General features: G+C 66.7%; 13 protein-coding genes. 10 read left to right on the top strand and 3 right to left on the bottom strand.

Going from position 1 to position 18,531, the window contains the following annotated elements; translation table 11 throughout:
• Positions 1-46: 46 nt before the first annotated feature.
• Both ACLQ3C_RS15655 and ACLQ3C_RS15650 read left to right on the top strand, forming a co-directional pair.
• Positions 47-1,375, top strand: a complete 1,329-nt coding sequence (locus ACLQ3C_RS15655; protein WP_425706008.1) for an ion channel protein — start codon at positions 47-49, stop codon at positions 1,373-1,375.
• Positions 1,376-1,413: 38 nt separating this feature from the next.
• Entirely contained in the window at positions 1,414-3,069 is a 1,656-nt protein-coding gene (locus tag ACLQ3C_RS15650) for a SulP family inorganic anion transporter (protein ID WP_425706007.1), read from the top strand.
• Between the two features lie 87 nt (positions 3,070-3,156).
• Here ACLQ3C_RS15650 and ACLQ3C_RS15645 read toward each other — a convergent pair whose 3' ends face one another.
• Positions 3,157-3,933 (bottom strand): SDR family NAD(P)-dependent oxidoreductase, encoded by a 777-nt coding sequence (locus ACLQ3C_RS15645; protein ID WP_425706006.1) that lies wholly within the window; start codon positions 3,931-3,933, stop codon positions 3,157-3,159.
• A gap of 62 nt (positions 3,934-3,995) precedes the next feature.
• On the opposite strand from ACLQ3C_RS15645, the gene ACLQ3C_RS15640 reads away from it, so the two are divergent.
• The 5 genes from ACLQ3C_RS15640 to ACLQ3C_RS15620 all read left to right on the top strand — a co-directional run bounded on the left by ACLQ3C_RS15640 (position 3,996) and on the right by ACLQ3C_RS15620 (position 9,580).
• Positions 3,996-4,580, top strand: coding sequence for a TetR/AcrR family transcriptional regulator (locus ACLQ3C_RS15640; RefSeq protein WP_425706005.1), 585 nt, complete (start codon positions 3,996-3,998; stop codon positions 4,578-4,580).
• A gap of 168 nt (positions 4,581-4,748) precedes the next feature.
• A complete protein-coding gene (locus tag ACLQ3C_RS15635) occupies positions 4,749-5,240 on the top strand; it encodes a MarR family winged helix-turn-helix transcriptional regulator (RefSeq protein WP_425706004.1) in 492 nt (163 codons plus the stop codon).
• Positions 5,240-6,043 (top strand): MSCRAMM family protein, encoded by an 804-nt coding sequence (locus tag ACLQ3C_RS15630; RefSeq protein ID WP_425706003.1) that lies wholly within the window; start codon positions 5,240-5,242, stop codon positions 6,041-6,043. The genes ACLQ3C_RS15635 and ACLQ3C_RS15630 overlap by 1 nt, the downstream gene beginning before the upstream one ends.
• Positions 6,040-6,849, top strand: coding sequence for a YceI family protein (locus ACLQ3C_RS15625; RefSeq protein ID WP_425706002.1), 810 nt, complete (start codon positions 6,040-6,042; stop codon positions 6,847-6,849). The genes ACLQ3C_RS15630 and ACLQ3C_RS15625 overlap by 4 nt, the downstream gene beginning before the upstream one ends.
• Before the next feature lie 82 nt (positions 6,850-6,931).
• Positions 6,932-9,580 (top strand): MFS transporter, encoded by a 2,649-nt coding sequence (locus tag ACLQ3C_RS15620; RefSeq protein ID WP_425706001.1) that lies wholly within the window; start codon positions 6,932-6,934, stop codon positions 9,578-9,580.
• Positions 9,581-9,692: 112 nt separating this feature from the next.
• Here the strand turns inward: ACLQ3C_RS15620 and ACLQ3C_RS15615 are convergent, their stop codons facing one another.
• Positions 9,693-10,625 (bottom strand): LLM class F420-dependent oxidoreductase, encoded by a 933-nt coding sequence (locus tag ACLQ3C_RS15615; RefSeq protein ID WP_425706000.1) that lies wholly within the window; start codon positions 10,623-10,625, stop codon positions 9,693-9,695.
• Between the two features lie 225 nt (positions 10,626-10,850).
• Between ACLQ3C_RS15615 and ACLQ3C_RS15610 the strand changes: the two genes are divergently transcribed.
• Complete coding sequence (locus tag ACLQ3C_RS15610) at positions 10,851-13,433, top strand: LuxR C-terminal-related transcriptional regulator (RefSeq protein WP_425705999.1); 2,583 nt, start codon at positions 10,851-10,853, stop codon at positions 13,431-13,433.
• Positions 13,434-13,452: 19 nt separating this feature from the next.
• On the opposite strand, the gene ACLQ3C_RS15605 is transcribed toward ACLQ3C_RS15610, so the two are convergent.
• Complete coding sequence (locus ACLQ3C_RS15605; protein WP_425705998.1) at positions 13,453-15,075, bottom strand: MFS transporter; 1,623 nt, start codon at positions 15,073-15,075, stop codon at positions 13,453-13,455.
• A 169-nt stretch (positions 15,076-15,244) separates the two neighbouring features.
• Between ACLQ3C_RS15605 and ACLQ3C_RS15600 the strand changes: the two genes are divergently transcribed.
• Both ACLQ3C_RS15600 and ACLQ3C_RS15595 read left to right on the top strand, forming a co-directional pair.
• A complete protein-coding gene (locus tag ACLQ3C_RS15600; RefSeq protein WP_425705997.1) occupies positions 15,245-16,246 on the top strand; it encodes a TIGR00341 family protein in 1,002 nt (333 codons plus the stop codon).
• Between the two features lie 119 nt (positions 16,247-16,365).
• A complete protein-coding gene (locus ACLQ3C_RS15595; RefSeq protein ID WP_425705996.1) occupies positions 16,366-18,261 on the top strand; it encodes an alkyl/aryl-sulfatase in 1,896 nt (631 codons plus the stop codon).
• Positions 18,262-18,531: the final 270 nt, after the last annotated feature.

Below are 18,531 nucleotides of genomic sequence, written 5' to 3'. Positions count from 1 at the left end.
GGTCACCCGCCGATCGGGCCGGCCTCCAGGGTCGACAATCCTGCCCATGAGCCGAGGAGACGCGTCGATGGGTGACCGAGGAACCACCGCCGATGTCCGCCGATTCCGCGTCCCCGTCGGCCGCCTGATCGCGATGACCCCGGTCGGGATCGTCGTCGGAACCCTGTGCGCCCTCTGCCTCTGGGGTATTTCGGCGCTGGCCGGACTGATCGAGCACCTCGTGTGGGACGATCTCGCGTCGGCACTGGGGGTGTCGTCCGCGGACCGGTGGTGGATCGTCGCCGTCCTCACTGTCACCGGACTACTGGTCGGGCTGGTCGTCCGATATGTGCCCGGTCACGCCGGCGACGACCCGGCCACCGTCGAGCTGGTGTCCACGCCACTGGCGCCGCGAGTCGTGCCCGGTCTTGCCATCGCCGCCATCTTGTCTCTTGCCGGCGGTGTCAGCCTCGGACCGGAGAACCCGATCATTGCCATCAACGCGGCGCTCATCGTGGCGATCGGAGCGCGGCTCGTACCCAAGGTCGCCGTCCCGGAGTGGACTGGACTGTCGACCGCGGCCACGATCGGAGCGCTGTTCGGTACCCCGGTGGCCGCGGCGCTGATGCTGTCGGAGGCCAACGCGGGCGATTCGCGTGTCCCGCTGTGGAATCGCCTCTACGTACCCATGGTGGCCGCCGCCACCGGCTCCTTCATCATTCTCCGGTTCACGGACCTCGACATGTCCATCGGGCTGCCCGCCGAGCAGGTCGGCGGCGTCGTCGACGTCCTGGTGGCCATCGCCATCGCAGTGGCCACGGCGGCGATCGGGGTGGTCGCTGCGGCGCTGTTCGGTCCGCTGCACCGATTGCTGCATCGTGCGCTGCCGAACCCGATCCTGTTGATCACCTGCGCCGGCGCGGTGCTCGGCCTCCTCGGGGCCCTCGGCGGAACCATCACCTTGTTCAAGGGGCTCGACGAGATGAAGGACCTGCCGGACCGGATGGCCACCACGACGGCGCTCGGATTCCTGGCCTTCGCCGGGATAAAGCTCGTGGCGTTGATGATCGCCAGCGCCGCCGGGTTCCGCGGCGGACGAATCTTTCCCGCCGTATTCGTCGGTGTCGCATTGGGTTTCGCTGTCCACGCCGGGCTACCGGATCTACCCCTCGTGATCACCGTTGCCTCGGCCGCCGTCGGGATCGTCGTCGTCGCCACCCGCAACGGCTGGGTCAGCCTGTTCCTCGGGCTCGCCGTCGTACCACAATGGGATCTGCTGGTACCGCTGCTGTTCGCCACGCTCGCCGCATGGCTGGTGGTGGCCAACGCACCAGCGTTCCGGGCAGAGCCCCTCGACGAGGACCGCACCATCGACCGACTTCCCGAGGGGGGATGACGATCCGTTTCTCGCTGCGACCGAAACACCTTCGGGACGTGTCTCGAAGGATCACCCGTCCGCGGCCCGCCGATGTCGTCTCCGGGCTGGTCACCGCGCTGTTCTCCATCCCGGAAGGTATGGCATACGCCTCGATCGGCGGGTTCAACCCGGTCAGCGGGCTGTATTCCGGCATGGTGTCAACACTGGTCGGTTCGGTCTTCGCCCGCACGGTGCTGATGGTGACGACGCTGACCAGCGCGATCGCGCTGTCGGCGCAGAGTGTCCTGAGCTCGGCCGGGCTCGATCCACACAGCGTCGGCAACATCGCGATGCTGACGGTGGCGGTGGGCGCAGTGATGCTGCTCTTCGGATTGCTGCGTATCGGCGCGATCATGGACTTCGTCTCGAGCGCGGTGATGACCGGCTTCACCGTGGGCATCGCGGTGCAGATCGTCGCAGGAATTCTCAAAGACGTGACCGGCTACAGTTCCGATACCCACAACACCGTACTCAAATTCGTCGACGTCGCCGCGCACCTCTCACAGTGGTCCGGTACTGCGGTCCTCGTGGCCCTCGCGACCATCGCGGTCTGGGTCGTCGTCCGATTCTTCCGACCCCTTCGGTCGTATGCAACGCTGCTGGCCTTGGTCGTCGTCACCGCGGTCACAGCCATCACCGGGGCCGACACCGACACCGTGGGCGACATCGCGACGGTGCCGAATAGCCTGCCGCCGTTCACGTTCCCCGATATCACCGCCTTCCCCAAGCTGATCCTGGGTGCTTTCGCCATCGCGCTCGTCGCGCTGGCGCAGGCGGCGGGCATCTCGGCCGCCGTGCCCAATCCGGACCGCTCGCGACCGAGCGCGTCCGGCGACTTCTCAGCCCAGGGCGCGGCCAATCTCGTCGGCGGATTCTTCGGATCGCTACCCACCGGCGGATCGTTGTCCCGGACCGGTGTCGCGGTGTCGGCAGGTGCGCAGACTCGGTGGGCCGGGATCTTCGCCGGTGCATGGCTGATCGTGGCAGTTCTGCTGCTCGGCTCGGCAGCACAGATCATCCCCATGCCGGTGATCGGCGGACTGTTGTTCGTGATCGGTTTCGAACTCATCGAAGGGCGGTGGGACGACATCGTGTTGGTGATGCGGAGCGCCCCGCTCAGTGCGGTCGCCATGATCGCCACGTTCGTCGCCACCACACAGTTCCCGCTCCAAGATGCAATCCTCGCGGGCGCGGCGATCTCCCTTGTCCTCTACTGCGTGCAGGCTGCCCGAACGGCCCACCTCACGGCGCTGATACCCGACGACGAAGGTTGGCGCGCGGAGAAGCCGCCGAACACGTTGCCCACCACGGGGATCACCGTCTTGAACTATTCCGGCGTGGCTCTGTTTGCCGAGATCCCGCGGATCGCCGAAACCTGGCCGGCGCTACCAGAACAGAGCGGGCGCCACGTCGTCATCCTCAGCATTCGCGGACTGCCCGATGTCCCATCGGCCACACTTCAGAAGTTGCTGCACGCGCGAGCCGAAGAGCTACGGAAAACCGGCGGACGTCTCATGCTGGCCGGCGTGCGGCCGGCGATGATGACGACCATCCGGCGTGCAGGATTGGCCGATGCCCTCGGTTCCGAGAACATCTTCGCGACGTCAGAGCATGTGTTCGGCGCGGTCGAAGATGCCTACGCCGAGGCGAAGCGGTGGCTTGCCACCGGATGAGCATCGTATGCCTTCTGGTCGCGATCGGAGTTCCCGAGTTGATCGGAGTCGAGAATTCACCGGTACCCCGTGGCACCGACGGCGGGGTCAGGAGGCTTCCGCGATGACCGCCACCCCCACCCGCCCGCCGTCGACGTCGAGCACCGTTCCGTGCACGAACCTGGCGTCGTCGGAGGCCAAATACGCTGCGGCGGCGGCGATGTCGTCGGGATGTCCGGCCCGAGCGGCCGGCGTACCGACCATCAGGGCCTCTCCCGGGTATTCGACGTCGTCGGGTAGGTCGGGGGTGCGAATGACGCCCGGGGAGACGGCGTTGACCCGGATGTTGTCCGCGGCGAACTCGGCAGACCATGCGCGCGTGAGGGTTTCGAGCGCACCCTTGGTCGATGCGTACAACGCTCCGGACCCGATCCCGAGTCGGGATACCCAGCTACCGAGATTGATGATGGCCCCACCACCGGCTGCGGCCATCACCGGCGCGAGCGCCTGGACGAGGAAGAACGGCGCCTTCACGTTGACGCCGTAGACCCGGTCGAAGGTCGCGCCGTCGGCGGTGAGCGTCGTCGACGCGGGGAAGATCCCCGCATTGTTGACGAGGACATCGAGACGTCCGCCGGTCAGCGCGAGGGCGTCGTCGGCGAGGGCCCGGCTTGCGGCAGGGCTGCCGTCGAGGTCGGCGCGGACGAAGTCGGCGCTGCCACCGCGTTCGCGGATCTGGGCGACGACCTCGGCGCCCCGTCGTTCATCGCGGCCGGACACGAGGACGTACGCGCCGTCGGCCGCGAACCGGTAGGCGATGGCGCGACCGATGTTGCTGGTCGAGCCGGTGATCAGAGCTGATGTGTGGTCGAGTTTTCCTGGCATGTGAGCGACGGTAGACACGCATTTTTGGACCAGCAAGTCCAAAACCGCGTACGGTGCAGGACATGGCTTTCACCACCAAGGGACTGGCCACTCGTGCGCGCATCGTCGACGAGGTCGCCACCTACCTCCGGAGCAACGATCCCGGCGGGGTGACTCTCGATGACGTTCGCGCCGTGACGCAGACGAGCAAAAGCCAACTGTTCCACTACTTTCCAGGCGGCAAGGAGCAGCTCTGGCTGGAGGTCGCCCACCGGGAGGCCGACCGGGTGCTCGACGATCAGCAACCGTATCTGAGCGCGCTCGACTCGTGGGAGGCGTGGGACCAGTGGCGCAGCGTCCTGATCGAGCGGTATCGGGCACAGGGTCCGCAGTGCCCCCTGGCCGCTCTCACCAGTCAACTCGGGTCAGGGCCCGGCACGGCGGAGGTGGCCACGGCGCTATTGCGGCGATGGCAGTCATATGTTCGCCGCGGCATCGTCTCCATGCAGGACGCCGCCCTGGTGCGCCCCGACCTCGACGCCGAGCGCCTCGCCGCCGCCTTCATCGCCGGCATTCAGGGTGGCGTCACCGTCCTTCGCACCACCGGCGACACCGCACACCTCGAGGCCGTGCTCGGCGTCATGTTCGATCATCTGCGGAGCGGATAGCTCGCACCGACTGCCGCGTATGTCCGAATCTTCTTGTTTACCAGCGGGTATTTGCCCGCAATGTCACCCACATCACACGATATCGGCGTGCTTTCCGGCCATCGCTTCGCTTAGGCTAGCTAAGTAATTAGTTACGTTGTGCAACTATCAACCCTTCGGTGGTGAGCCATGGACGAGATGTCCGACGCCGCGCCTGTCGCGACTATCAGCGATGCGGCCGCGGTTCATCGCGACCTGATCCGGATCGGCCGGGCGGTGCGTTCGCGTTCGAGTCACGAGCCGCTGTCCCCCGGGCAGCTCTCGGCGCTCTGGGCGATCGCGCAGAACACGCCGATCCGTGCCACCGAACTCGCCGCGCGCGAGTCGGTCGCCGGGCCGACGATGTCGCGCGTCGTCGCATGTCTCGAACAATCCGGAATGGTGGCCCGCACCACCGACCCGCACGATGGCCGCGCCAGCCTGCTGGCGCCCACCGACACCGGATACGAGTACATGCGCGGCGCATCGTCACGGCAGTCGGAACTGTTCGAGGCGGCTCTGGGCCGGCTTGATACCGCCGACCGTGCCGTGGTCAGCCGCTCGATGCGATTGCTCGCCGATACGTTGTGCGATCTCGAACACCCCACCATCCACACAGAAACTGCAGAGGAAGGAGCCTGATGGAACCCACCGTCAACGGCCACAAGAGCGCGGCAGTCGGCCTGATCCAGGGCGATGTGCACCGCCCGGATGGCACCGCGATCGCCGACGCGACGGTCACCGTCATCGACCCCGGCGGCAGCCAGGCCGCCCGCACCGTCAGCAGCGCCGACGGGACCTTCAGCGTGCAGGTCGCCACCGCCGGTCACTACGTGCTCGCGGTGTCGGCGACCGGCCATGACCCCGCCGCCGTCACGGTGACAGTCGGGACGACGCCCGTCGACACCGAGATCACCCTTGCCTCGATGGCCGCCCTCTCCGGGAGCGTCACCACGTCGGCAACCGGCGAGCCGGTGGCCAAGGCGACCATCGCCATCGCCGACCGCGCGGGTCAGATCCTGGCCACGACGATCACCGACGGCACCGGCCGCTGGGAGATCGGTGGGCTCGGCGACGACACCTTCACCGTCATCGTCACCGCCGCCGGCTGCGATCCGGTCGCCCAGACCGTCAACCTCGCCGATGGCAGCGAGGTCGCCATCGTGGTGCGCACCGCCGCCGAACTCGCCGGCGTGATCAGCGACGGCGCCACCGGAACGGGCGGCCCAGTCGCACATAGTCAGGTGGCCCTGCTCAACGATGCAGGCGAGATGGCCGCGAGCACCCTCACCGACGACCTCGGCCGCTACCTGTTCGCCAATCTCGTCCCCGGCGACTACACCGTCATCGCCAACGGCTACACACCGGTCGCAGCGAGCATCGACGTCGAGGCCGGCCGGGTCGTCAACCACGAATTCGTCTTGGGCGCAAGGGGTCAGGCATGACCAGTTCCATCACCACCAAGGTGGTCACCACATCGGGCCGACCGGTGCCCAATGCCGTCATGACAGTCATGAGCGACACCGGAGAACAACGGGCCGTGGCCCGCTCCGACGACAGCGGCACCGCGGTCGCCGACCAGCTCGACACCGGCACCTACACCGTGGTCGTCGGCGCCGAGGGCTATCAGCCGACGGCGCGAGTCGCCGTGGTCACCGGTGCCGGGACCGTCAACATCGGGCAGATCACCGCCGTGCGATCCGGCGACGCACCCACTCCGACCGCCGGGCACTGGGAGATCGACCCCGGGCACTCGTTGCTCGAGATCAGCGTGCGGCACTTCGGGATCTCCAGCATCCGTGGACGCTTCGCCGACTTCACCGGACACATCGACGTACCGCAATCGGTCGAGCGGTCCTCGGTGGTCGCCGAGATCAAGACCGCGAGCATCGACACCGACAACCGGACGCGCGACGAGCATCTGCGCTCGGACGCGTTCTTCGACGTCGAACGCCATCCGGTGGCGACCTTCACCGCCGAAGGCGTTACCCCGCGCGATGACGAGGCGTGGACGCTGGCAGGCACATTGACGCTGCGCGAGCATGCCGTTCCGGTCGAACTCGAACTGAGCTATCAGGGCGAGGTCGACGATCCGTGGGGCGGACGACGGGCAGCGTTCCAGGCAACGGGAACGTTGCACCGCAAGGACTTCGGTATCAGCTTCGACGACACGTTGATCACCGGTGTCGCCCAGATCGGGGGCACCGCAACGATCACACTCGAAGTCGAGGCGGTCCGAACCGGCGACTGACGTCTCCACCGACCCAGCACTCGCGGGAAGTCACCGTCGACGTTTCCGCGCAATTGTGACGTATTGATCTGAAAGGCAACACATGTCCAACCAAGCAGTCGCCGAGGCCGGCGCCGCTGCCGGACCACCACGTCGGTCCAGGCACCGGACGCTGGAAGAACTCGGCCCCCACTACAAGTGGATCGCGCTGTCCAACACCACGTTGGGCATGCTGATCGCCACCATCAATTCCTCGATCGTGCTGATCGCACTGCCCGACATCTTCAAGGGCATCCACCTCGACCCGCTGGAGTCGCAGAACACCAGCTATCTGCTGTGGATGATGATGGGCTTCCTCGTCGTCACCGCCGTTCTCGTGGTGAGCTTCGGCCGCCTCGGTGACATGTTCGGCCGAGCGCGCATGTACAACATGGGCTTTGCCGTCTTCACCATCTCCTCGGTCTTCTTGGCGATCACCTGGTTCGACGGCAGTGCGGCGGCCATCTGGCTGATCGTCTGGCGCATCGTCCAGGGCGTCGGCGGCGCGTTCCTGATGGCCAACTCCTCGGCCATCCTCACCGACGCCTTCCCTGCCAACCAGCGCGGATTGGCCATGGGCATCAACGGTGTCGCCGCCATCGCCGGCTCGTTCCTCGGCCTGCTCATCGGCGGCCTGCTCGCCCCGATCCAGTGGCACTACATCTTTTTGGTCTCGGTGCCCTTCGGTGTCATCGGCACCATCTGGGCCTACCTGAAGCTGCACGACCTCGGCGAACGCAAGCACGCCAAGATGGACTGGTGGGGCAACGCCACCTTCGCGATCGGCCTGATCGCGATCCTGGTCGCCATCACCTACGGCATCCAGCCCTACGGCAGCTCCAACATGGGCTGGTCCAACCCCTGGGTGCTGACCGGCCTGATCGGTGGCGTCATCGTGCTGGCCATCTTCGTGCTCATCGAAACCCGCGTGGCCAGTCCACTTTTCGAATTGTCGCTGTTCAAGGACCGCTCGTTCGCCTTCGGTAACCTCGCCAATCTGATGGCGTCGATCGGCCGTGGTGGTCTGCAGTTCATCCTGATCATCTGGCTGCAGGGAATCTGGCTGCCCCAGCACGGTTACGACTACTCGCAAACCCCGCTGTGGGCCGGCATCTACATGGTCCCCATGACCATCGGCTTCCTGCTCAGCGCACCCGTCTCCGGCGCGCTCTCGGACAAGCTCGGTACCAAGTGGTTCACCACGCTGGGCATGTTCATCACCGCAGGCACCTTCGCCGCTTTGATCGCGATCCCCGTCGACTTCAACTACTGGGTCTTCGCACTGATCCTGCTCATCAACGGCATCGGCATGGGCTTGTTCGCCTCGCCCAACCGCGCCGAGGTGATGAACAGCCTGCCGGTCAACTCTCGCGGCTCGGGCGCCGGGATGATGACGACGTTCCAGAACGCCGCGATGGTGCTCTCCATCGGCCTGTTCTTCTCGCTGATGATCGCCGGCCTCAGCGCTCACCTGCCCGACGCGATGTTCAGCGGTCTGACGCAGAACGGCATGCCGGCGCAGGCCGCGAACGGCATCGCACACATCCCGACCGTCGGTATCCTGTTCGCCGCCTTCCTCGGCTACAACCCCATTCAGCACGTTGCCGGGCAAGCGCTGAACGGGCTTCCGAGCGCAACTGTCGATCACCTCACCGGGCTCGACTTCTTCCCGCACCTGATCAGCGATCCGTTCTCCGACGGTCTGACCGCCGCGTTCACCTTCGCCCTGATCTGCTGCGTCATCGGCGGCATCGCCTCACTGTTCACCGGTTCGTCGAAGAAGCCGGCAGTCCCGGAGACAGTCGGAGCAGAATTGGCGGCGGTTGCCGCCGACGCCGGGTTCGGTACCCCGGCCGAGCTGGTCACCGAGACGGAATCCACCCGCGCGGCCGCCGCACCACGGCACCGTCTCACCTCCACCGGTGAAGCCGGCAGCACGTCGGTGCGGCCACGGATCGCCGGACTGATCACCTCCACCGACGGCAAACCCGCCGTCGATGCGGCGATCACCGTCACCGATCTGCGTGGCCATCAGATCGGAGCCACCGCCGTACATCACGACGGTTCCTACGCGGTCACCGACCTGCCGGACGGCACGTACACGGTGATCGCCACCGCTCCCGGACTGGCGCCGCGGGCACTGGCCGTCTCGGTCGTCGGCGAGCTGGTGTTCCGGCGTGACTTCACGCTCGGAGGTGGTGCGGCACTGCGTGGTTCGGTGCGTGACGCCCAGCGTCCGCTGCCCGCGAACCTGGTCGTCACCGACCAGTCGGGTGCGGTCGTCGCCAATGCGCACGCCGGTTCGGACGGCCGGTTCACGATCACGGGACTCACCGTCGGCGACACCGTGGCAGTGACCGCGTCGGCGCCCGGCTATCAGCCGTCGAGCCAGCTCATCACCGTCGAGTCCGGCGTGGGTGGCGAGGCCGAGATCGTGCTGACGGCGACCGGTGGCGTGCAGGGCACGGTGCGAACCGTCGACGGCAGTCCGCTCGCCGGGGCGACCGTCTCGGCGATCGGTCCGGATCAGACGATCGTCGCGTCGGTCACCACCGACAACGACGGCCGCTACCGCATCGAGGGGCTCACCGACACCCAGTTCACGTTGGTGGCCAACATGTATGAGCCGACCGCAGTGCAGGCGCGCATCGTCACCGGTGAACGCACCAACGTCGACATCCAACTCGGCGTCGACCGCCCGTCGGTGCCGTGAGGTCACCCCTTCGGTAATGCACCACAACTGAATACACAAGAACGCGCGGCGTATCCGGAGTCCGGGTACGCCGCGCGTTCGCGTCCGAGCCGAGGGTGGTGCCGTCGGGATGCTAACCGAGCTGCGGCACAACTTCTTTCGCGACCAGGTCGAGGTGATCGAGGTCGGACAGATCGAGCGTTTGCAGGTAGACACGGCTCACGCCGATGTCGCGGTACCGGCCGATGGCCTCGACCACCTCGTCGGGCGTGCCTGCGGCACCGTTCTCCCGTAGCTCGGCGACGTCACGGCCGATGGCCTGTGCACGCCGCGCGATCTCGTCTTCGGTTCGGCCGCAACACAACACGAGGGCCACCGAGTAGGTGAGCTCGTCGGCGTCGCGCCCGGCCGCAGCACACGCCGAGCGCACCCTGTCGTACTGTGCGGCGACGACGTCAACGGGCTCGAAAGGGATGTTGAACTCGTCGGCGAAGCGCGCGGCGATGGCCGGGGTACGGGCCTTGCCCTTCCCGCCGATGATGATCGGCGGACGCGGCGTCTGCACCGGCTTGGGCAGCGCCGGCGAGTTCTTCAACGAGTAGTAGCGGCCATCGTGGTCGAAGTACTCGCCGACCGGCGTGCCCCAGAGCCCGGTGATGATCTCGAGCGATTCCTCGAACCGGTCGAAACGCTCCCCCACCGACGGGAACGGAATGCCATAGGCGAGGTGCTCGTCCTCGAACCACCCGGAGCCGAGCCCGAATTCGACACGCCCACCACTCATCTGGTCGACCTGCGCCACCGAGATCGCCAGCGGGCCAGGAAGGCGGAAGGTCGCCGAGGTGACCAGCGTGCCCAGCCGGATGCGACTGGTCTCCCGGGCCAGTCCGGCCAGCGTCACCCACGCGTCGGTCGGCCCTGGAAGACCATCGCCATCCCCCATCGCGCCAAAGTGATCCGACCGGAAGAACGCGTCGAATCCGAGGTGCTCGGTCGCCTTGGCGACGGCGAGCAGCTGATCGTAGTCGGCGCCTTGCTGGGGTTCGGTAAATATTCTGAAGTCCACTCTGATCAACGTACTCAGCCGGCCACCGTTACATGTGCCGGGCCCGCACGGTGATCTCGCGACAGCAACGGACGGATGACCCGACCACCTCCGATCCGAATAGTGACACGGCGTCGGGTGGCCTAGACTTCACCGCACCGATTGCTCATCGGAACTTCGAGGTTCGGGATGCAACCACAACGGGGCGTTCGAGGGAAGACAGGGGGCGTAGTGGATTCGTCGTCGATGTGGCAGCCCGTCCCGTGGTACCTCACCGCGATCCCGCGGCCACGGCCCGACACCATCGAGCGTGAACGACTCAGTGATCGGCTGGCCGACCTGCTCGGCCGCCACCGTGTCGTGGCGGTGAACGCCCCGTCGGGACACGGCAAGACCGTGGCCGTCGCCGACTGGGCACGATCGAGCGACCTCCCGGTGGCGTGGTTGTCGGTCCCACACACCGAGAACGACCCAGGTGAGCTACTCCGCGGGATGATCAGCTCCGTCAGCCGGTTGCCGCAGCTACGCGACCACCCGGCCGTCGCCGCACTGCACACTCCTTCGACATCGACGAGCCCGGCCGGATTCGCCGCCACGGTGGACGAGATCGGTCAGCGCGTCGTCTTGGTCCTCGACGACGCCCACCGCGCGGCCGACGCGCTCGCCGATCCGGCCATCGCGGACCTGCTGGAGCACGGTCCGGCGCGGTTGTCGATCGTGCTGATCGGGCACAGCACGTTGAGCCGCAGCGTCAGCCGCGCGATCCTGCATGGTGTGTGCGGGGTGATCGGCGCGTCGGAACTCACGTTCACCCTCGACGAGGTCGAGCGTGCCTGCGTCGATGCCGGACCGCAATTCGATCCGGGCCATGTGTGGACCGCCACCGGTGGCTGGCCCATTGCGGTCTACGCGTCCCGCATGGGCGGCCGGGCTGCATCGCTGGACGGCGGCGATCCCGAGTCGCTGCTGACCGACTACGTCGCCGACGAGATCCTCGCGCCCCTGCCGACCGAACTCTCGGAGTTCATTCTCGACACGACCACCACCGCGCGGTTCGATACCGAACTCGCCACCACCCTGACCGGTCGCTCCGATGCCGCCGCACTGATCGAGGAGTGTGTCCGCCGGGGGTTGTTCCTGAGCCGCTACAGCGACACCGCCCGATCGACGACCGTCTACGCGTGGCATTCGCTGTTCGTCGAACACTGTCGGCGGGTCCTGACGCGCACCGATCCGGACCGGCAACGCAAGGCGCGCGAGTCCGCCGCCGAACACCTGCGCGATACCGATCCCCTGCTCGCCGCCCGGCTGTCGCTGCTCGCCGACGATGCCGGACGCGCCGTCGACATCCTCGTCGACAACTGGGTCGGCCTGGTCATCTCCTCGGGTGCCACGCCGACCGAGGCGACCGCGACGTCGCTCGCCGAACACACCGACAATCCGGCCCATCTGTGCCACCTGACGTTCATCCGGGCCTGCTGCCGGGCGATCCGCGGGGACATGCTCGGTGCCCGCCGATTGTTCGATGACGCGTGCGCGCAGTTCGAGCGCGGGCCGGACGCGCGGCTCGAGCTGACCGCCGCGCTGACAACGATCCTCTACGCGAACGATCACACCTGCCTGGTGGCCGCCCATGATCGGGTTGTCGCAATACTCGACGATCCGGTGGCCGTCGAGCACATGCGTCCCGGTCTGCGTGCCGGTTGCGCATTCGTGGTCGGTTGGACGGCACCCCGGCTCCGGAGCGACGCCGACCGCGGTGTGGCCTTGATACGCACGGCGATCGAGGAATGCCGCGCCGCCGGACTCGCCACCCTCGCGCAGCGCGCCGAGAGCAACCACGCGTTCGCCCTGGCCTTCGCCGGCCGGTTCACCGAGACCGCCGAGACGATCAGCGCGTCCGCCGATCGCGGCCGAGATGGCGGCGAATGGGACTACTACGACGTCGGGATAAGCAATTTCACGCGCGGCTGGTTCAATTTCTGGACGGGCGAGCTCGACACCGCACTGGAATTCTTCTCGCGGGACACGCAGTCCCGAACGATGGACGGCTATCCGCCGCTCGCCCGGTTGTACCGCGTGATCACCGCGGCCGTTCTGCACGACGGCACCGCGCTGCCCGACGCGGAGACCGGCGCGGAGTCGGTGGCCGATGAATTCCTGCACGGCGTGCCCTGGCCGGTGTACCGGCGTCTGGCACTCGCCCGGGCTGCCGAATTCAAGGGCGACGGTGACACGGTCCGACGGATGGCCACCGAGATCGAGCAGATCCCCGCAGTGCCGGTCTCCCGGGCCTTGTTCGCGGGCATGCTGCGCCGGCTCGGTGAACTCGATTGGTCGCGGCGCTTCCTCGAGGGCCTCGAGGCGCCGGAACTGCCGTCCTATGTTCGCGCCTATGCTTCGTTGACGCACGCCGTGATCGCCTGGCAGTCCGGCGACCGCGACCGGGCACATCGGCTGCTCGGAAAGTCGCTGGCGGTTGCCGAGCCGGAGCGCATCATGCTGCCGTTCTTGGACAACACCGATCTTGCGACCACCGAGCTCCTCGACGCGCACGTGTCCCGCGGCTCGGCCCCGCTCTTCCTCGCAGAAGCCCTGTCTCGGCGAATGTCGTTGTCGCACCGCTCCGCCGGTGTCTCGAGCCCGCTGACCAGACGCGAGCACGAGGTGCTCGAATACCTTCGGATGCCGATGACGGTGAACGAGATCGCCGATGCGCTGTTCATCTCACCGAACACCCTCAAAACGCACTGCCGGTCGCTCTACCGCAAGCTCGGGGTCACCAACCGTCGGGGAGCGGTACGTGTCGTCGGAGTTGCCGCACGCTGACGAGACGGCGACTGTTCGGCTACGCGGCCGCGGCACCGGTCACCGTTCCCAGCTGGACGCCGGGCACCCGGGGCAACCGCTGGGCGATGAGCAACCCGAACGCCGCGAACACGATCGCCAGCAGCAGGGCCGCCTTGATGGCCATGAGCTGCGCGTCGACGTAGTGGTCGATCAGGGCATTCACCTCCGACGCCGGGACGTGGTGGGCGGCGGCCACGTCGTCGAGCTGATCACGTGCGAGGATGTCGATCCCGTCGTCGGTCTCGGTGGCGATGACCGCCTTCGTCTGCGCCGAGATTGCCGGATCGCTCTGCGCCGCATGGTCGAAACCGGCACCGAGTGCGCTGATGAGCAGTGCACCGATCATCGCCACACCGACGGACATGCCGATGTTCTGGGCGGTACCCTGCAGTCCGCCCGCCTCACCGCGCTCGCTGTCCTTCGCCGACGACATGATCACGTTGCCGAGTTGCGAGGCAACGAAACCGAAGCCGGCGCCGAAGATCGCCATGCCCACCGCGAACAGGGCGCCGTTCAGCTCCGGTTCGATCGTCGACACCAGGATCACCGAACCGATGACGACGAGGACGAGACCGGATGTGACGATCGCCCGTGGTGAGAGCTTGTGTCCCAGAACAGGTCCGGAGAACGCCGCAATCAGCATGGCGATCGACATCGGTGCCAGCCTGATCCCCGTCTCGAAAGCGTTGTGGCCCAGCACGTATTGCAAGTAGATCGGGATGACGAAGAACACCCCGCCGATGATCGTCTGCTGCGCGACGAGCATCACCAGACCATTGCGCAACTGCAGCCGCCGCAAGAGAGCCGGATTCATCAGCGGCTTGTGCCCGCCCTTGATCCGGCGGCGCTCCCAGCGGAGGAAGCACGCCAGCACGAACAGGCCCGCCGCGATCATGAACGGAACGACCGAGAAACCGAACGGGGTGATCTCGTGCCCGGCGACGGTGAGCGCGCCCGTCGGCCGGAACAGCCCCCAGGTGCCCGCCTGCAGCAATCCCAGCACCACCAGACCGAGTCCGAGTGATGACAACGCCGCTCCGCCCCAGTCGATTTCCCGATTCGGGTCGGGTTTGCCGTCGGTGATCAGGCGCAGGCACGCCACCACCCCGACACACACGACCGTTTCGGCGCCGAAGACCACCCGCCACGTCAGCGCCTCGGTCACCCACCCGCCGATCAGCGGGCCGGCGGCGGCACCGGCGGCGGCGATTCCGCCGAGCGCACCATATGCGGTGGCGCGGTCCTTGCCGGTGTAGTTGGTCGCGGTCAGCGAGATGATCGCCGGCATCACCAGCACCGCCCCGGCACCTTCGACGAAAGACCAGCCGAACAACAGCCACCCGAGCGACGGGCTGAACGCGGTGATCAGCGAACCGGCGCCGTAGACGAGGAGTCCGACACCGAAGATCCGTTTGCGGCCGAAAATGTCTCCGAGGCGTCCGCCGAGCAACATGAACGAACCCATGACGAGTGTGTAGAGCGTGATCGCCAACTGCACCTGCGTGATCGAGGTGTCGAGATCGGCGACGACATCGGCGACCGACACGTTCATCACCGTGGTATCCAGCACCATGATGAACTGTGCGGCACACAAGATGATCAGTACCGACCAGCGTGTCATCACGCAAAGGTAAGCATCTGTCGCAGCTGAGCTGTCATACCTTCGGGGTGAATTGCCGATCCCAGGCCGCCGATTCCGCACGTTGTGCGTGAACGGGCCGCGCCGACTACCTATTCTCGGCTGATATCGCCACTCGGGCAGTCGTGCCCGGCCGTGCGGAGGAGGCATCGTGTTCGGCATCGCGGCGCACCTCATCCCAGAACGGCAACGCCGAACACTCGACGAGCTCGTCGACCGCCTCGACCTGAATTCCGGTGACGTCCGGTCGAAGCAGTCGGCATTCTGGATCATGCTGACCTTGTCGGCGATCATCGCGGTCGCCGGCGTGATCGGCGACAGCACCGCCACCGTCATCGGTGCCATGATCGTTGCGCCACTGTCGACTCCGATTCTCGGCATCGGCCTGGGCATCGTCAGTGGCCGTGGACGGCTGGTGGCAACGAGCGTGGCCTATGTCCTTGCCGGCGTCGTCGTGGTGACCGTACTCGGTGTGCTGTTCGCCCAGGTGTTGCCCAATCCCACCAACGTGCTCACCAATTCGCAGGTGCAGGGCCGCACCTCACCGACTGTGGTGGACCTCGTCGCCGCGTTGGCGACCGGGCTCGTCGGTGCCGTCGCGGTGACCCGCCGCGACGTCGGTGACGTACTGCCGGGGGTGGCGATCGCCATCAGCCTGGTACCACCGCTCGGAGTGGTCGGGGTATGTCTGGGGTCGGGGGCGCCCTCGTTGGCGCTCGGCGCCTTCGTGCTGTTCGCCTCGAATGTGGTGGCAATGGTCATCACCGCCGTCATCGTGTTCACGGTCGCCGGAATCGCACGGACCGATACGGCCGGGACTGTCGGTACGCCGAGGCCGCGCCGGGCACGCGCCTACACCGTGTTGCTCGTCGCGCTGGTCGCCGTCGCGGTGCCGATGGTGATCAATTCACTCACCTCCCTGTGGGCCGGGCAGGTCGCCGACGCCACCCGCGACTGGCTCGATTCCGCCGGTGTTGCGTCGGCCGAGGTGACCGATGTGGTCTGGAGCGGCGACACCGTGACGGTGAACGTGCTGTCCCCTGGAGCGTTACCCCCGATCGATTCGCTGCAACGAACCGTTGACGGTCTGGTGCCGTGGGACCCGCAGCTCGTGGTCGTCCACACCACCGGCAGCCGGGAGTCGGCCAACTGAGATCACCACCGACCGAGCACCGCGTTTTCACCCCATGCGGGTGTTGACACCACCTACGTGCGACACAAGGCTGGGGCAGCACGGCTGATACCCGCAATCCCGAGGTGAAGGTGACTGACATGACAGATACCCGTGAAGCCGACCCGAGCATTTCCCGGGCCAATGACCAGCTCCGTTCGACGCTTCCCTTTGGCGACACCGCCGACCAGACCGCCGCGGACCGCGGATTCGTCGCTGCCCTCGACTCGCCGATCATCCCCGATGCCGACGGCGCCGCGGTCTGGGACTGTGCCGAATTCTCCTTCCTGGGCGACGACTGCCCACCCACCGCCAACCCGAGTCTCTGGCGGCAATCCGGCCTGGTGGCCAAGCACGGCCTGTACGAGGTCACCGATCGCATCTACCAGATCCGCGGCTTCGATCTCTCCAACATGACGATCGTGGAGGGCGATACGGGCGTCATCGTGATCGACCCGCTCATCTCCCAGGAGACGTCCGCGGCGGGGCTGGCCCTCTACCGGCGCCACCGCGGTGACCGTCCGGTGGTCGCGGTCATCTACACGCATTCACACATCGACCACTTCGGCGGTGTCAAGGGGGTGACGACCCAGGAGGCCGTCGACGCCGGCGACTGCGTGGTTCTCGCGCCCGCCGGGATGGTCGAACATGCGGTGGCCGAAAATGTCTACGCCGGAACGGCTATGGGCCGTCGTTCCGCGTACATGTATGGCGCGGCACTGCCGCGGGGTCCGCGCGGCGCGATCGGTGCGGGGTTGGGTCAGTCGACGTCGACAGGTACGGCCACGTTGATCGTGCCGACCCGCGACATCTCCGTCACCGGCCACACCGAGACGCTCGACGGGGTCCAGATCGAATTCCAGCTGACCCCGGGCACCGAGGCCCCCGCGGAGATGAATTTCTACTTCCCGCAGATGCGGGCACTGTGCATGGCCGAGAACGCCACGCACACCCTGCACAACCTGCTGACCCTGCGCGGAGCGCTGGTGCGCGACCCCCACGTGTGGTCGAAGTATCTCACCGAGGCCATCAACACGTTCGCCGGCCGCTCGGACGTGCTGTTCGCGTCGCACCACTGGCCCACCTGGGGCACCGACGATCTCACCGAATTCCTTGCTCTGCAACGTGATCTGTACGGCTATCTGCACGACCAGACGCTGCGCGCTCTCAATCAGGGTCGGACCGGTCTCGAGATCGCCGAGGACATCGAACTCCCGCCCACGCTGGCGAACGCCTGGCACACCCACGGCTACTACGGTTCGGTGAGCCACAACGTCAAAGCCATCTACCAGCGGTACATGGGGTGGTTCGACGGCAATCCGGCTCACTTGTGGGAGCATCCGCCGGTCGAGTCGGCCGTCCGGCACGTCGAGTTCATGGGCGGCGCCGATGCGGTGCTCGAGAAGGCACGAAAGTCGTTCGACGATGGCGATTTCCGCTGGGTCGCCACCGTACTCAACTACGTCATCTTCGCCGACCCCGACAACGCAGCCGCGAAGGCCCTGCAGGCCGACACCCTCGAACAGCTGGGGTACGGATCGGAGAACGGCACCTGGCGCAACTTCTACCTGATGGGCGCCTACGAGCTCCGCCACGGCCCCATCGGCACCCCGACCACCGCGGCCGCCCCCGACATCGCCGCCGCGCTGACGGTGGAGCAGCTGTTCGACGCGGTGGCGTTGCGCGTCAACGGTCCGGCGGCATGGGACGCGCACATCGTCATCGACTGGCGCATCACCGATGAAAACCGTTTCTACCGCAGCGAATTGCGTAACGGCGTGCTCGTGCATCACGATATCGACGCCGCCGCGGCGTCGGCCGGACTCACGATCAGCGGTACCCGCCCAGCACTACTGGGCATCATCTTGGCCGGTGCCGACACCCAACAGGCCGTGGCCGACGGCCTCATCCAGATAGACGGCGACGCCACGCTCTTCACGAGTCTCGCCGGCTACCTGGACTCCCCCGACACGGACTTCGCCATCGTCACGCCGTGATGGCCGCGGCAGACGAAATATAACGTGCACCTATAGCGACGGCCGTGACGATTATCGTCGCGGCCGTCGCTATAGCTGCACGTTATATTTCGTCGCGGTGTACTTCTCACCCAAAGGGTCTGCCGACGAGGCTACCGACCGCAGGCCAACGCTCGATACACCGCCGAATCCCCGACGGTGCCGAGAAAATATCTCGGTTGCCGGGACAGATCGTCATCGGTGCGGCATGGTTGACCAAACGATCAACTGATCATGTGGTCAACTCGCGGG

It is taken from the genome of Gordonia sp. DT30 (assembly GCF_049844915.1).
GTDB lineage: Bacteria > Actinomycetota > Actinomycetes > Mycobacteriales > Mycobacteriaceae > Gordonia.
The sequence above is the reverse complement of the archived record's forward strand: the minus strand, read 5'-3'. Positions and strand labels throughout refer to the sequence as shown.